Below are 14,840 nucleotides of genomic sequence, written 5' to 3'. Positions count from 1 at the left end.
CGCGGCGGCGGCGCTCGGCGTGGAGCAGGCGGGCGACGTGGCGGACGAGTGCGTGGGGGACGTCGAGCATGGCAGGATAGGGGATCACGTGGGGCTTTCTTGGTAGTGGATCTTGTGGTGAGACCTCTTCTACCGGAAGCTCCACGTCTTATTTGGGCTGCGGTGTTTTGTCCGCGTGTCTGCCTGTGCGTCCTTGCATGTGTCCCAAAAACACCCACTGTCCGATCTATTTAGGCTGAGAAAACGTCATTGGAGAACCCCAAGGATGACTTCGGTTGGCTCCCCAGCACCTACAAGCCGATTGCCGAATCCCGCAAACAGGCCAACAACGTCAAACGCCACGAACGGGTCATGGTCGTCATTGGCAACCCTCCATACGACGCGGTACCCCAAGGCGCCGGCAAGTGGGTAGAGAAGGGCGACCCCGAGTCCGGCGAAGCCGCCCCTATGGACAACTTCCGGCTCGACGGCAACGGCACCTACGAGTCGAAGATGTCGAACATGTACGTCTACTTCTGGCGGTGGGCTACCTGGAAGGTCTTCGACTGTCACAACGATGCCCCCTTCGGTGTGGTCACCTTCATCACGCCGAAGGCATGGCTCAAAGGCCGCGGGTTCGCTGGAATGCGCCGTTACCTGCGTGAGGCCGCGGACGAAGGCTGGATCATCGACGTATCTCCAGAGGGACAGCGACCGGACGGCTCCACCCGCCTATTTCCCAATGTCGCCCAAGAGCTTTGCATCGCCATCTTCGTCCGCTGGCGAGACAGGCAGGACGGGCCTGCTGTGGTTCGCTATCTGCAAATCGCCGGGCATCGAGATGACAAGCTCGAACGGCTGTCGACGCTGGCGCTCACCGATCCGCAGTGGCAGGATTGCGCAGACGAATGGACCGCCCCGTTCCTGCCACCAGGCAGCGATCTATGGGAGACGAGCCCGAAGTTCGGGCACCTCATGCCATGGTCGTCGCGCGGGGTGACACCGGGACGGGTGTGGGTGTATGCGCCCGACAAAGCGACGCTGGCCGAGCGCTGGCGGCTTTTCCTCGCCGCTGATACCGATGACCGTCGCGAGCTGCTTGGGGAGGCTAGAGACCGCAAGCTCGACAGCATCGTCCCTTCCTTGCCAGGCATCGCCTCGCGCGATGGGGTGACGCTCGAAGACGAGCACCGGCCCCACCCGAAGGCGGTAAGGGTCGGGTACCGGTCCTTCGACCGCCAGTGGATCATCCCCGACTACCGGCTGATGGAGGTCGGCCGTCCTCATCTGTGGCGGGTACGCAGCGCCCGTCAGGTCTACGCGGTCGAACAGAATGCCCAAGCTGTAACCGGCGGGCCCGGTCTCGTCTTCAGCGCTCTTATCCCCGACATGCATTACTTCAACAATCGCAGCGGATGCACCCGGCCCCTCTACCGGGACGCCGCGGGCACCGCGCCGAACCTGACACCAGGGCTGCTGGAGATGCTGAGGCAGCGGCTCGGTGTGCCTGTGGAGCCCGAGGACGTCCTGGCCTACATCGCGGCGATCGGCTCTCACCCCGGCTACAGCGAACGCTTCCGAGAGGACCTGGAAGTACCGGGGGCACGCATTCCGCTGACGGCCGACCCTCGACTGTGGAGCCGCGGAGTGAAGATCGGCCGGCGGGTGCTGTGGCTGCACACCTATGGCGAGCGGTACGTCGACGCCGACGCCGGACGTCCGGCAGGTGTCCCCCGGCTTCCTGCGGCTGACCGGCCCCAGTGCGTCGAGGAGATCCCTGACACGCCGGACGGCATGCCAGACGGAAGGCTCACGTACGACCCGGCTACGCAAGATCTGCGGGTGGGGACTGGGCGGATCACGCCGGTACCGCCCGAGGTCCGGAGCTACGCGGTCTCCGGCATGAATGTCCTGGACAAGTGGTTCGGTTATCGCCGGAGGAACCCTGCGGGCAAACGGCGCCTGCAGCTTGATTACGTGGTCGCGTCCCGCTGGGCACCCGAGTGGACAACGGAGCTGCTGGCCCTACTCAACGTGCTGGGGCTCCTGGTACGCGAAGAACCCGCTCAAGGCGAGCTGCTCGCCGAGATCTGCGATGGCCCGCTCATCACCGTAGAGGAGTTGACGAGCGCGAACATTCTGCCGGTTCCCTCTATGGGTGTGGGTCCCCTGAAGCACGAAGAGGAAGGGGCTCTCTTCGATCTGTAAGCCTCGTAGCATTTTCTACGTCGACACGACCTTCCGGAGACGTCCCTACGTGCGGTTCGCCAGGAAGTCGCCACCCGGCACGTGCACATACTGCGTGTGACCGCCAATCCCACCGGTTTAGGGACGATACAGCACGTCCGCAAACTACTCATTACCTCGGGACGCGGATCGGCTCGTTCGGCCTTTTCATCCGCGACCGAGAAACCAAGGTCCCAAAGTGTTCGACGAAATCTTCGCCGGTGCGCGTGACGGTGGTCAAGACGCCGCCGCGGATGTCGCGGGCGAACTGCTATGTCGAGCGGTGGGTGCGCAACCTATGGCTCGCGTGCACCCGCCGCATGCTGATCTCCAGCGAACTGCATGCCGTGCTGGTCTTGGTCGACCTGAGAAAGGACGAGACCTTCCACAGGTTGGCGCTGGATTCGGCGTACCGACGACAACCGTCTGCCAGGCAAGACTCATGACCTGAGCGCCGACCGCATTTGGGACATCCTGCGGGAACTGGATGAGGCCGGGATCATCGCCTTGGCCGAAAGACGCACCAATGAAACCTAAGGCCTAGTCTACAAGGGCAAGAACAAGCCGGAGTTCGAAAAACCGGCCATCCGCTGCCATGCAAGGCTCCGCGGCGCTGCCGCACATACGAATGCCCAGCTGAAGAGCTGGGACTGTTCGCAAGCCCAGCGCGATCCCGCCGCCCCCGCCTCGTCCGCCGGCCCGTTTCCGCTGCGTCTCCTACAGGGCGGTCCGAGCAATGTTCGAGCTGTGCGCGTCATCGGTCGCTAGGCTGCTGCCTGCTCTGGGCGGTGATCGCCTTCTCAAACCGCCGCACCCATTGCAGGGCGAGGCCGAGATTGCTCAACGCCCCGCCTTCGCCGTGCCGATCGCCGGTCTCACGGCAGATGGCCAACTACTTCTGGATGTTAAGGCTGGCAAGTATGGCGGGCATCGGACGCTGCGCGGTGGAGTTGGGTCGGCCGGTTGCCTCAAAGGGGAACAGGTTGTCGACCCACAGCAAACCGGAGAGTTCTGAAGGTATGTCCCAGCGTGATGATGGGAAAGTCGAGCTGCCGATGTAGCCATCGCCGATGTTGAACTGGAAGGTCATGCTCATCTCGCCTGCGAGAAAGTCGTCCAGTTCACGAAGTGTGAGGCCGGTGAAGGGATGCGCACCTACCGCCACAACCAGCGGGAGGTCGTGTTCGTCGACTATCCGGCGGTACTTGCTGATCTTTTCTCGGACTCCGGGGACGATCTGTGCTGCGCTGACTTGGCCCGCGATGGAGCTTGGCGCCTCGAAGCAGGCGCGGAGGCCGAAGGGAGATGGGATTTGGCGGCCGTACCGGTCCGCCAGGACCAGAAAGGTAAGGCCCAGACTGGTGGTTATCCTCGGTGGGCATAGCACACTGCTCAACGCCCTTTCGACCTCCCTCGCAAGCCGCTTGGCCTCTTTTGAGTCGGGCGGGTCAATCGGGCTGCCGGTTGACTCCAGCGTGAGCACCACACCGATCGGGATCTTCTTGAACTGCTGCGTCACTTGATGCCACGCTCGCATCGACCTGTAGGTTCTCTGCGGCGGGGAAGCGGTGTAAACCTCAACCAAGCACAGCGGCTCGCCGGTGGCCGCCATGACGGTCCAGTCCGGTGTCTGACGGCCCCAGGGGTGGTCGTAGACGGCGTTAAGCCCTGCTTGGCGCAGTGCTGCGCCAACGGCCATTTCGAAGTGGACTGACCAGTAGTGGTCGTCCTGCCACACCTTCCGCGCTAGCTGGTCGGCCTGCTTGGCAGGTAGGAGGTTCAACTGCCTGCTCAGCCACTCTCGACGCGGGGCGAACTCGTCGCTCACGGCGTTGTCGTAGGTCAGCTCACGCCCTTGCGGCGTTTTGCTGCCGTGGCGTCGGCGGTATTCCTCGACAAACGCCGGACCGAACCGGTTCGGGAATGTTTCGGTATTAGTCACGTCACGAAGTGTTACATGGCTGCCACTCGTCCGAGGGCGAATCGTGCATCTCCCTACGGGGTGCACACCCACTCCCTGAGTGGGCGTTTGGTCCTTTCTGATCCCGAGTTCAGGTGCCGCGCCATATGGGGGTGGTCTCGCCGGTGAGGCGGCGGGTCATGAGGTCGATCATGGCGATGTGGACCATTGCTTCGGAGTGGTCGGGGCGTGTTTCGTAGTCGCGAGCGAGGCGGCGGTGGAGCATGAGCCAGCCGAGGGTGCGCTCGGCCACCCAGCGGCGGGGCAGGGGGGTGAAGCCTCGGGTGGCGGGGTCGCGGGTGACGACTTCGACGTCGATGCCGAGGGTGGCGGCGCCGTCGATGACAGTGGTGCGGTAGGCGCTGTTGGCCCAGGCCTTGGTGGGGTGGGTAGCGGCGACCTGGGTGAGCAGGGGGGAGCCCGGCGGCGCTGTCGGAGACGCCGACGGCGGTGACCATCGCGGCGAGGAGCAGGCCGAGGGTGTCGACCACGATGCTGGGCTTGCACTCGGCGATCTTCTTGCCTGCGTCGTAGCCCTGGCTGCGGGCTGGGACGTTGGCCGAGGTCTTGACGCTTTGGGTGTCGATCACGCATGCGGTGGGTTCGGCGTTGTGGCCTGCGGCGGTGCGCACAGAGCGGCGCAGCAGGCCGGGCAGTCGGTCGAATACGCCGTCCTTCTGCGAGTTGCGGAAGTAGGCGTAGGCGGTCTGCCGGGGCGGATGGTCGTGCGGGAGGTAGCGCCAGGGGATCCCGGTGCGGTTGACGTAGAGGATGGCGTTCAGAATGGTGCGCAGGTCGTGCTCGGGCGGCCGACCGATGGGCAGGGCACCGGTGCGGCGTTCGGCGCGCCAGGAGTTCAGGACGGGTTCGACGAGGGCCCATCGGGCGTCGGACAGGTCGCTGGGGTAGGGCCGCGGTTCGGTCATGTCTTGGGGTACTGCGGGGCGGAGGCGGTGGCCAGACGGCTGTTCGGCCGTCGATCAAAGTGGGGCGAAGCACTACGCTTCGGGATGAGACGGGATTATCGGGCCTAAAGGCCGTAAGTACCCCCCTTGAATCGCCTTCTTGGTTCCAAAGTGGGGCGAAGCGTGCGCCAGTCGGCGATCGGTTCGTTGATATAGAGCGGTAGATATGCCCCCATCTACCCACTAAAGGTGCGGCCGATCCAGCGGCTGCTGCGTGCTGCTCTGGGCGCGGCCATCGGTGCGGAGGGGCGGATCAGACGGGCCCCCGACTTCCGGCGGGTCCGGCAGATCATCGGCTTCTCCCATGACGAGCAGCGCCGCGTGCAGTGGCTACACGATAATGCCCCGCTGCATGTGGAGTACGCCACCCCGCTCATCGACATGGGCCTGACCCGCCAGGGGTGCCAGCACCTGCTGGCCTGGCACGGACGCCCGAAGGTCGTCAAGAGCGCCTGCGACGTCTTCCCTGTTAAGTTCTGTGCTGTTGCGGTGCAGGGAAGACGTCGGCCAAGACAGCGCTCGACGGGGCAGGCTCAGCGCTTGGGCAGCAGCGCGTTGAGCCGCGTGAACAGGTGGTCAGCGCGTGCGATGGTGGCAGCGTCAATGCTGGCCGCCAACTGAGACTGCTCGCGGAGGAGGACCGCGGCCGGCTTGTAGTGGTTGAATCGCTTAGCGATCTTCCGCTTCTGGAAGACGGCCTCGATCTGCCGGACGATGCGTGGATCCTTGGCGTTGAGCTCCGCGGCGGTGATCGGAGTCGCGAGTTCTGAGCTGTAGGCCCGGTTGACGAGCTCAAGGTAGAAGTCCCGCTCGAACAGGTCTTCAACGTCGGCATCGGCGGTTCCAGTGAACTCCCTGATCTCGACAAGGCCGTTCTTGGCAAGCTGGCCGTTGTCCCGAAGGCGTTGGACAGCTCCGACGTCCTTGGTGCTGGAGTCAACGAGGACCGCGACGTTCAGCTTGTTCGCGCCCAGAAGTGTCACGAAGGTGGAGAGCTTGCCGGCACCTCCGATGGGCGTCTTGACCCAGCGGGGATCAAGGCCAGTGGAACCGGCTGATTCGGCCGCGTCCGTGAGGATGTCCAGATAGATCAAGTCGCTCGGGCCTTCGAGCAGCAACGTGTGTTCGCCGACGAACAGCGTCTGGGTCATTTCGACGCCCATCGCGGCCAGCAGCGGGTAGGCGGTGTCCTCGTCGGCTTTGAAGATCTCTGAGGAGACCTTGGCGCCCCCTCGTTCCAAGTCGATGACCGTGCGGACTCGGTCGAGGTGCTCGGGGTCGACCATGAAGGGCGAGTGGGTCGTGTAGAGGACCTGATGCCTGGGTGCCAGCCGCTCGTCGATCAAGCGAAGGAGATCCTTTTGGGCGCGGCCGTGGAGGGACAGGCCGGGCTCATCGAGCAGGAGGATCAGGTCTGTGGTGCCTGCCGTCTCCAATTCATTGAAGTAGGCCAGAAAGGAGAAGAACCAGACGAAACCACGCGAGCGCTTGTCGAGCACCACTGATGCCCGGTGCCGCCGGTTGAAGACGCGGACCTGGAGGATCGGCCCCTCATCGAAGGGATGCGAGGCGACACGCGCGGGGGGGAGGGTCTTCAGCTGGACTTCCAGCTCCTTGTTCTGCGACCAGTACTCGAAGACCTCGTCGGAGATGACGTTGCCCGCGTTTTCCAGCTCGCGGACCAGGTGCTCGTGATCGCCGAAATTCTTGAATTCCTCGGGGGTGACGCCGGCGATGTTGAGGAGACTGAGCAGGGCTCGTTCTCCCCGGCTGATCTCGCCTACCTGTCGGCGTCGGACCAAATCGGGCAGGGACACCTGGCCAGGCATCGAGTCGTAGTCGTCGAAGTAGACGAATGTGGGCATCCATCGGAATGCATACTCGTCGACGAGGTGCTTCGCGAGACCAAGCCCGCACCACCCGCGGATCCGCTCCGCCAGTGCGTTCACGCTGGAGGGCGGCTCCTCGAGTCGAGCAAGAGCGTCAAGGAGCTCCGCCGTGGTGGTGGCGCCGCTGAGCGCCTGGGCAGCCGCAGCCGGCAGGTCCAGCGTGGATCGCAGGTGGTCAACGACGGCGGCCTCATCATAGGGGATCGTGAAGATCTGCCTGCTGTCCCGGTAACCGATGGTCACCTCGAACTCAGGGTGGCGAAGCGCCCCAGGGCCCAACTCCGCCTCGATGGTCTTGATCTCCTTCTCGGTGAAGCGGAAGGTCGCCCGGACGACCGGGACCTGCTGCTTGGGGGGCAGTTGCTTGCGTCCCCTCATTTTGCGGGCGGGAAAGTCGATCACCTCGTCGAACTTGACCCTCTCGACCGGATTGAGCCGATAGAGCGCCTGTAAGAGGGTCGTCTTGCCCGATTCGTTCTTGCCGACGAGACAGGTGACGTCGTCCTCAATGTCGAAGGTCTCGGAGTCCTCGACGGAACGGTAGTCGGTGACACGCGCCCGGATCAGTTGCACTCTCGCGTATGTCCTTTCGCAGGTCTGTGAGGAGACCCGGGGCTAGGCGGTGAGACGATGATCACATCGCTCTTGCTCTGCGTGTCTTGGGCGGTGCGATCGAGGTGAGTTCCAGACGTCAGTGTGGAGCGACCCGGGCGCCCGTCGACCTCGACGACGCCGGGGTCCTCAATGAGCTGATTGAGTCATAAAGCTGTATCAGAGCGTAGCGATTCCCTCCGACATTCCGGAGCCGATTTCCGTCGCCCTCGCCAGGTTCTGAGGGGTTTGTGACCCGCTCGCCAGGAGGTCTATCGGGCGGCATCGAGATAGATGAACCTCAGCCGCCGGTCACTTCGGTCACCAACGGCCGAGGTGGGCTCAGGATCTGGCCGGAAGTGGCCTCACTCTGGCGGCCTGACCTGCCCTGGCCTGCCGGAGCTGGTGGTTCTCGACGGTCAGCACGTTGACCACCCGCGCGAACTCCTCGACCTTGGCGACGAGCCGCCGGTTCTCGGCCCGCGTCTCCTGGAGCCGGCTGCACGCCCGCCCCAGCGAGCACGACAGCCTGATCGCGATGCTGACCAAGGCCGCCTGCGTCTACGGTGTGGCCACCACCGCCGACCTGATCGAGTACTTCCGCCTCCCGTACGCCGCGGCGGCACAGGCTCTGCCCCACACCCGGTCTGCTCGACGCCACGGCCGAAGGGTGGGAGCAACCGGCCTGGATCCACCCCCGAAACACTGAACCAGGCCGACACACCAAGCACCCGCACTTCATGCGCGTGGCCGGCCGCGCCGCCGGTGTTCCTGACCCCCGTTCGACAACCTGTGCAAGGCCATCGCGGTACTCCAGAACTACGAAACTACCCAAGGATGAAAAAAGGTTCAGTACAACTCGTTCCCTTGCCCGAAGTGGGACGTTCACGGGAGCTGCTACGGCGTGAGCGTTTGACGGCGCACGGATAGAAGGGGTGCCGACGGCACGCGCTAATGTTCCGTTGGCGCGCGTCCTGGTTGTGCTGCGCGGTTCTTGCTGCCCCGGGCTGCGCACAGCCCATGCACGATCCGGCTGAGGAGGCCGACCTCGCGGATCAAATACAACGACGGCTGGTCGTCAACGATCTGATCAACGAGTACCGCCGAGCCGCGGGGCCGAGACGCCCGAAGGCCAGGTGATGTGATGTGAATTTCGCGTGCATCCTTCATTCGGGTCTGGCGAGTGCGATGAGTGATTCCCAAGAACCTCGCGCGTTCTTGATGATGCTCTCTGTTGCAAATATGTATCGCCAGTTGCCGAACTCTGCATAGTCTCGCACAAAACGGGCCCAGTCTTCCGCTGCTCGCTTTTTGTCCTGTACTTCGGTGTCATTGGCGCGATCGTCAGCCTTGCCTTCGACGACCCAATGAGTCCCGTTCGTGTCCAAGACGATGAAGTCCGGGTAGTACTTCTTGCCGTTGTCTCGCTCGATCCAGATAGGACCTGGATCGTAGTTGCGTAGCCACCATTGGACACTCGGGGATGAGTCGAACAGGTGCGCCAAAGCATACTCGGTACTCTTGGCATCGAAGGAAGCAACTGGCTCGATGGAGTGTTCCCACCCTTCGTACCAGAGGTCTTTGCGGAAGTTCGCCCACTTATTCACAACATTCGACGGCATGGGCGGTGGTGGCACCGTCGGAACGTCGATGGGCCGGAAGGCGTACGTGGGCTGGAGCTTACGGTTATCGTATGCGGCCTTGACAAGCTTGCCGAGGGCGATGGCAGCTTGCCGGGCGCGTAGCTCTCCCCACTCATGCCCTTGATCCTCGGCTGTGACGCCGGCGCCTTTCAGAAACTCGCGAACTACACGCTCGGCTGCTCGGGATTCGGGCAGGCTCTCCTCGGTGTAACCATTGTTCCAGATCCGGTCGTATAGATCGTCGCGGAGCTCGGCGACCGAGATGTGCTTTTGGGTAGCGTCCACGGACTCCGCTGCCTTGAGGTTCACACCAACCGTGCCATCGACGCCCCGTTGCGCATCGACGGCCTGGCGCGCGAGTGTGACCTTGAACTCGTGTTCGTAGGCACGGCCCTCGGCTTGGGCAGCAGCGTCGGTGATATAGCTAAAGGAGAACCGGACGGGGAGGATTTCCTGTTCCCGTCGCGGGAAGCGAATTGTTGGTGCGCCTGCGACCTTGGCGCGCAGTGTGGAGACAGCCTTCCTGTCGCGCTCACCTTGGGCGATAGCATCGTCCATCGACTCCACCTGCAGCAGCAGCGAACCATCCACAATGTCGTCGCCCAGGAGGCGTGGACGGGAGGTGAAGTTCAGCATTTCCTGTTGTGATGGTTGGTCGTCGTCGTTCGGCCGGTTAGTCCCGAGGTCGGAGCGGGGACGGCCGTCGTCTATCTCCCCACCACCAACAGGCAGCACCCTCTGCAACAGAGCTTCCTTGTTGGCCAGGAGTTGCCTGTACGACTCGTGTGCTACCAGATCGACCGAGTCGACCATCGGCGTGCCGACTCGTCGCCCATAGGGGAGCCGCAGCCCGCGTCCAAGGACCTGTTCGGTAAGAGTTTCGGAGGCAAGGGCACGCAGGCCGACGATGACACCAATGTTCTTGACGTCCCAACCCTCCTTTAGCTTGTTCACCGAAACCACGGCGCGGACCGGCGAATCTGGCTCTTCTACCCCGGCCAGTGCACGCAGTGCGACCTCGCTGGACTGAGAGGTGATGGTCAGGACCTGTCCCTCGCCGGGAAACAAGTCATCGGCCGTTAGCCGTTCGGCGACTCGCTCTGCATCGGAGATGTCGCGGCAAACCACGAAGAGGACGGGATGGACAGGGAGCTTGCCCTGGCTTTCCGCCCACGCGGTCCAGGCAGCGTCCTTGATTCGGAGAAGATGACATGCGTCGGTCAGGACGGTTTGCTCGTCCTTGCGCCCATCCGGGCGGTAGACGATCACCGGAATCTTCACGTACCCATCAGCGATGGCCTCAGCCAGGGAATAGCGGAAGATCGGCTCAACCCCTGGAGCGGGCGTTGCTGTCAGACCAACCACTGCTCTTGCGCCCAGGTCGTCGATCGCCTGATTAAACGCCTTAGCTTTGGCGCTGTACACGTGGTGTTCGTCAGCGATCACCACCAAGTCGTCCACGTCTTGGAGATGTTGATACAGACCAGTTCCGATGAACTCGTCCTGGGCACGGACTCGGCGAGATGTTTTGTCGCTAGGCCGAATCAACTGCTGGACGTTGAAAACGAACAGCTTAGTGACGGTCTCGTCGTGTAGTGCATCACCCACCTGGCCACGGGCGAAGTTCTCTGACGTGATCACTAGCGGTTCGACATCATTACCAGCGACATACTTGGGGTGACCGGGCGTGAAGTTGGCCACCGTCTTGTCCTGGATGGTCGTGCCTGGTGTGACCACGAGAATGTTGCGGACTCCTTGCGTTGAAAGGTAGTCCACCAGGCCAGTGAGAATATAGGTCTTGCCTACGCCGGTAGCGAGGTCGCAGACCACTTCCCGACCGCTTCCGTCAGCGATTGTCTGGGCTACGGCGCGGATGGCGTCAGCGTTGGGCTTCCGAAGGTCGAGCCTGGCCGCAATGTCATCCACCAGCCCTGCATCATAGGTGATCCAGGTCACCGCACTGCCCTCTCACGTCGCACGAGGTCACGCGGTGCCTTCAGCACCCTTGACCCACGACTCAACTCGCTGACGAGACTCTCCGCTTCAGGGGTGACCCCTCTGCCCACCAGCACTACGCGCTCGCCTTCGTCCAGATGCCCAAGAACCCCACGTGCTACCACTTCGTCCACCACGCCATCGATGACGGCCAAACGCGCCCGTCCGCGACGTCCGCAGAAAGGCCCGACCTCCATACCGTCGCAGGTGAAGCCAAGCTGCGCGGCCACGACTGCGACAAGATCTTCGCCTCGGGCCCATTCTGCAAGGAAGACACGATTCTTCGCGATCTCGAATGCGGACGGAGCCACATGCATACTCCGGAAACCGCCGCCGCCCGCCCATCCGACTGCCTTGGTCACTCCACCTGGGTCATCACCCGAGACGACCTTCTCCAGGCGCGGTCGGGTGAAGGTCTCCATAGTCCCTGTCGACAGTTCGGCAGCGATCCAGCGCCGTCCCATCTTGTGCGCGACCGCCGGGGTTGTCCCTGAGCCGGCAAAGACATCGACGACTACGTCGCCGCGATCGCTGGCAATCTCGATCACGCGCTTAAGAAGCGCCTCAGGCTTCGGGGTGGAGAAGATACGTGATCGGTCGAACAGTCGCGTCACCTCGCCTTTGGCTTGGCGATTATCTCCCACTTCGTCATGCGTCCAGAAAGTAGTGGGGACAAGTCCTCCGAGTTCCGACTGAAATCGCTTTCTAAACGGGAAAGTCCGCCCGGTTTTGCCCCACCACAGCCGGTTGTCTTCGCGCAGTGCCTCAAAGGTTGCCTGAGAGCAGGACCACCACCGGTTGCCGCGCGGGGAAAATGCATCTCCATGTGGTCCTATCACCTCATAGCGGCCGTCTTCGTAGGCGTGCGAGGCAGTCAGATCGGATCTACGCCAGGGGCCGCGAGGGTCGTCGTCAGGATTCCAGAACTCCTGGTCGCTCAGCTCGGTGCGATCGATACGGTTTAGGACCAGGTCACTCTTGGAACGAGCATAAACAAGTAGGTAGTCGTGGACCGTCGAGAGATGCTGGGCCGAGTTGTTTCGGGCATGAATCTTCTGCCAGACAATGGTTCCTACGAAGTTGCCCCGCCCAAAGATCTCATCCATGAGTACCCGACAGTACGCCATCTCCGCGTCGTCCAGATGCACCCAAACTGATCCGCCGGGCGCCAAGAGTTCGCGGATCAGAAGTAGTCTGTCGCGCATCATCGTCAGCCATACCGAGTGCTCAAGCGAGTCGTCATAGTGCTCGAATGCCTGGCCGGTATTGAAGGGAGGGTCGATGTAGACGAGTTTGACCTTCCCTCGATATTCCCGACTGTACTCCGGAGTGCGGGTGAGAGCCTGTAGTGCACTGTAGTTGTCGCCCTGAATGAGGAGATTATCCGAGGACGTTCCCGTGACCTCGCCAGTCTTGCCAATCTCGCGCAGCAGGCGGATCTCGGTGACGCGGGGATCCTGGCGGGATACCCACTCGTAACCGCCATCCGCCGTGTTCAGCAGGGACTCGTCTCTGCCGACCCAGGACAGAGCCAGACGCCCGCTCGCCACCTGCGATCACTCCCTTGCAGCTCGAACAGAGTGTGACCGTCCATCACACAGTCCAACACCGGATGCCACCGTACCGGTCCCCACCGACGAGACGAGCTCGATCGAGAGCTTCATATGCACCTTGGCGTGATCTCGCGATCATTTTCTGCACGGGCGCTATCAACAAGCCGCCTTCAGGGCCGCGCGCCGAGTCGCTATCCGGCCAGACCCCGAACCGGGCTGGTTGCGCCGCATGTGTCTGGCACTTCTGGCAGTGGCCCCGATGACGCCTGGAACCGCCACGATTCCGGCAGGCCGCCGCTCATGGCGGTACGACCGCCTCTATCGGGACGACCAGCGGACGGTGCCGCTCGAAGGCCGCGGCGTTCAGCGCGGTCCGCAAGGTGGCGTGGATCCCCACCACAGCGGCGGACGACAGATGGTGCCCGGTCGGCGAGGGACGGGACGTCAGCGTCGCGAGCAGTCCGTTGACTTCAGTGATCTCCTAAGCTTGCTGCAGGGCAGCAGTGTTGCGACGACCCCTTGAATCCAAGCAGTACACCAGTGCCGCGTTCGCTGCTTTGGCCGATCGGCCGGGGGTGCGGTTGTCACTCGGGCGGCGGGGGCAGCGCTGGGACAACGCGGTGGCCGAGTCGTTCTTCGCCACGATCAAGGGCGAGGTGCTGGAGGGCCGGTTCTGGCCGACCTGGGCGCGATCTTCGAGTGGAGTTGACCCGGTTTGGTGGACACCTGATCTCTGGGGAACCCGGGTTCCTGGAAGAAGGAGCCGACTGTGCCGAACAACGGTCCGGCGGATTTCTCCGGCAGATGGTGAAGCAGGTACGCGCCGGGCAGACGTGAAGGAGCCAGCTCAGGAGTTCCAGCCCTCTATGCAGTCGGCCCACACCTGGGTGCGCCAAGCCGACCTGGATGACGGCCGCCGCCAAGACGGCCTGGCCAGCACCGACAAGGACGAGCTGGCCCGGGTGCAGCGCGAGAACAGATTCTGCGCGAGGAGAAGTAGAACTTGCGAAGGCCGCAGGCGCTACACCCCCGTGCGACGTGACATGACCTCAGCGATGGAGGAGGCCGGGCCGCCGAGCCTGTTCATAGGGCGCCTTCAGACGCCACCGGGCATCGTAAGGGTCTTCTGCTCCCACGGACACGTGTGAGTTGGGCGGCGAATTCCACCTTCCGTCGATGGCGTTGTTTCCAGAGGACGGCGAGCCATCGGAGGGCGGTGGTGCGTTGGGCGGCACGGAAGCGTTTGATCAACGAGTGGTCGACTCCGAGTTCGGGTATGAGGGTGTGCCAAGTCTCGTCGCTGATGCTTCTGGCGCTGATGTGCTCGATCAGGTCTGCGGCGTCGAAGGCGGGGGCGCTGCGGCCGGCGAACTCGAAGTCGACACAGCCGATCGTGCCGTCGTCCCAGAGCCAGTTGAGCAGATTGGCGTCTCCGCGGGAGAAGACCGGCTCGGCGGGTTCGCTCAGGAGTTGCCGGTCTCCGGAGGCGTCCCACTGGGTGAGCAGGCGGAACATGTCGGCGGTGAGTGGATCGTCGCGGTGCTGGGCGAGTTGTTGTGGCCAGATGGTGGTGAGCCGGTGGATGTAGTGCGCGGCGGAGTCGATGCGGTCGGTCTCGGCGAGCAGGCCGTGCAGGGGGAGCTGTTGCAGGCGGGTGTGGGTGGTAGCCAGGGCCTTGAGCTGTGAGACGTCCGTGCTGTCCAGGTGGGTGCCAGGCACCATGGTCATTCCTATTGCCGGAGAGCGGGGATCTGGGTCGTACCAGAGCGGTATGGGGACCTGATCGATGTTGGACCGCCCCGGCGAAGTTGGAGGCTAGATCGCTTGGTTCTCGGCCGCCAGGTCAGTGCCGGCGGTCGATCGGTGGAACGTCTCCTCATACTCGACCGGAGGGACGTTCCCACAGTAAGAATGTAGCCGTTCAGAATTGTACCAGGCAACCCATTCCATCGTGGCGATAGTCACGTCCATGACGCCTTTCCAGCCGCCGTAGAAGTCGATGAGCTCCTTCTTGTAGAGACTGTTCATGGACTCGGCCG

General features: G+C 63.2%; 9 protein-coding genes and 1 pseudogene. 2 read left to right on the top strand and 8 right to left on the bottom strand.

Annotation, left to right across the window (positions count from 1 at the left end; translation table 11 throughout):
- The first annotated feature begins 249 nt into the window (after nucleotides 1–249).
- Together DP939_RS44535 and DP939_RS44530 are read left to right on the top strand one after the other, a co-directional pair.
- A complete protein-coding gene (locus DP939_RS44535; protein WP_147268417.1) occupies nucleotides 250–2,187 on the top strand; it encodes a type ISP restriction/modification enzyme in 1,938 nt (645 codons plus the stop codon).
- A gap of 239 nt (nucleotides 2,188–2,426) precedes the next feature.
- Nucleotides 2,427–2,651 (top strand): hypothetical protein, encoded by a 225-nt coding sequence (locus DP939_RS44530; protein ID WP_113986886.1) that lies wholly within the window; start codon nucleotides 2,427–2,429, stop codon nucleotides 2,649–2,651.
- 446 nt (nucleotides 2,652–3,097) lie between these two features.
- Here the strand turns inward: DP939_RS44530 and DP939_RS44525 are convergent, their stop codons facing one another.
- From DP939_RS44525 to DP939_RS44490, 8 genes and pseudogenes are all read right to left on the bottom strand, one after another.
- Nucleotides 3,098–4,147 (bottom strand): hypothetical protein, encoded by a 1,050-nt coding sequence (locus DP939_RS44525; RefSeq protein WP_147268416.1) that lies wholly within the window; start codon nucleotides 4,145–4,147, stop codon nucleotides 3,098–3,100.
- A 109-nt stretch (nucleotides 4,148–4,256) separates the two neighbouring features.
- A pseudogene (locus tag DP939_RS44520) lies at nucleotides 4,257–5,091 on the bottom strand (IS5 family transposase).
- Between the two features lie 572 nt (nucleotides 5,092–5,663).
- Entirely contained in the window at nucleotides 5,664–7,592 is a 1,929-nt protein-coding gene (locus DP939_RS44515) for an ATP-dependent nuclease (protein ID WP_113986884.1), read from the bottom strand.
- Between the two features lie 360 nt (nucleotides 7,593–7,952).
- Nucleotides 7,953–8,159 (bottom strand): hypothetical protein, encoded by a 207-nt coding sequence (locus tag DP939_RS44510; RefSeq protein WP_113986883.1) that lies wholly within the window; start codon nucleotides 8,157–8,159, stop codon nucleotides 7,953–7,955.
- Nucleotides 8,160–8,776: 617 nt separating this feature from the next.
- Nucleotides 8,777–11,209 (bottom strand): DEAD/DEAH box helicase family protein, encoded by a 2,433-nt coding sequence (locus tag DP939_RS44505; RefSeq protein WP_113986882.1) that lies wholly within the window; start codon nucleotides 11,207–11,209, stop codon nucleotides 8,777–8,779.
- Complete coding sequence (locus DP939_RS44500; RefSeq protein ID WP_113986881.1) at nucleotides 11,206–12,798, bottom strand: site-specific DNA-methyltransferase; 1,593 nt, start codon at nucleotides 12,796–12,798, stop codon at nucleotides 11,206–11,208. The genes DP939_RS44505 and DP939_RS44500 overlap by 4 nt, the downstream gene beginning before the upstream one ends.
- A 1,086-nt stretch (nucleotides 12,799–13,884) precedes the next feature.
- Nucleotides 13,885–14,574: a phosphotransferase family protein gene (locus DP939_RS44495; RefSeq protein WP_225878938.1), complete on the bottom strand. Its 690-nt coding sequence runs from the start codon at nucleotides 14,572–14,574 to the stop codon at nucleotides 13,885–13,887.
- 42 nt (nucleotides 14,575–14,616) lie between these two features.
- A partial coding sequence (locus DP939_RS44490) for an integrase core domain-containing protein (protein ID WP_147267783.1) occupies nucleotides 14,617–14,840 on the bottom strand: 224 nt, incomplete at its 5' end.

Origin of the sequence: Spongiactinospora rosea (genome assembly GCF_003315795.1) — a bacterium.
Lineage (GTDB): Bacteria > Actinomycetota > Actinomycetes > Streptosporangiales > Streptosporangiaceae > Spongiactinospora > Spongiactinospora rosea.
The sequence above is the reverse complement of the archived record's forward strand: the minus strand, read 5'-3'. Positions and strand labels throughout refer to the sequence as shown.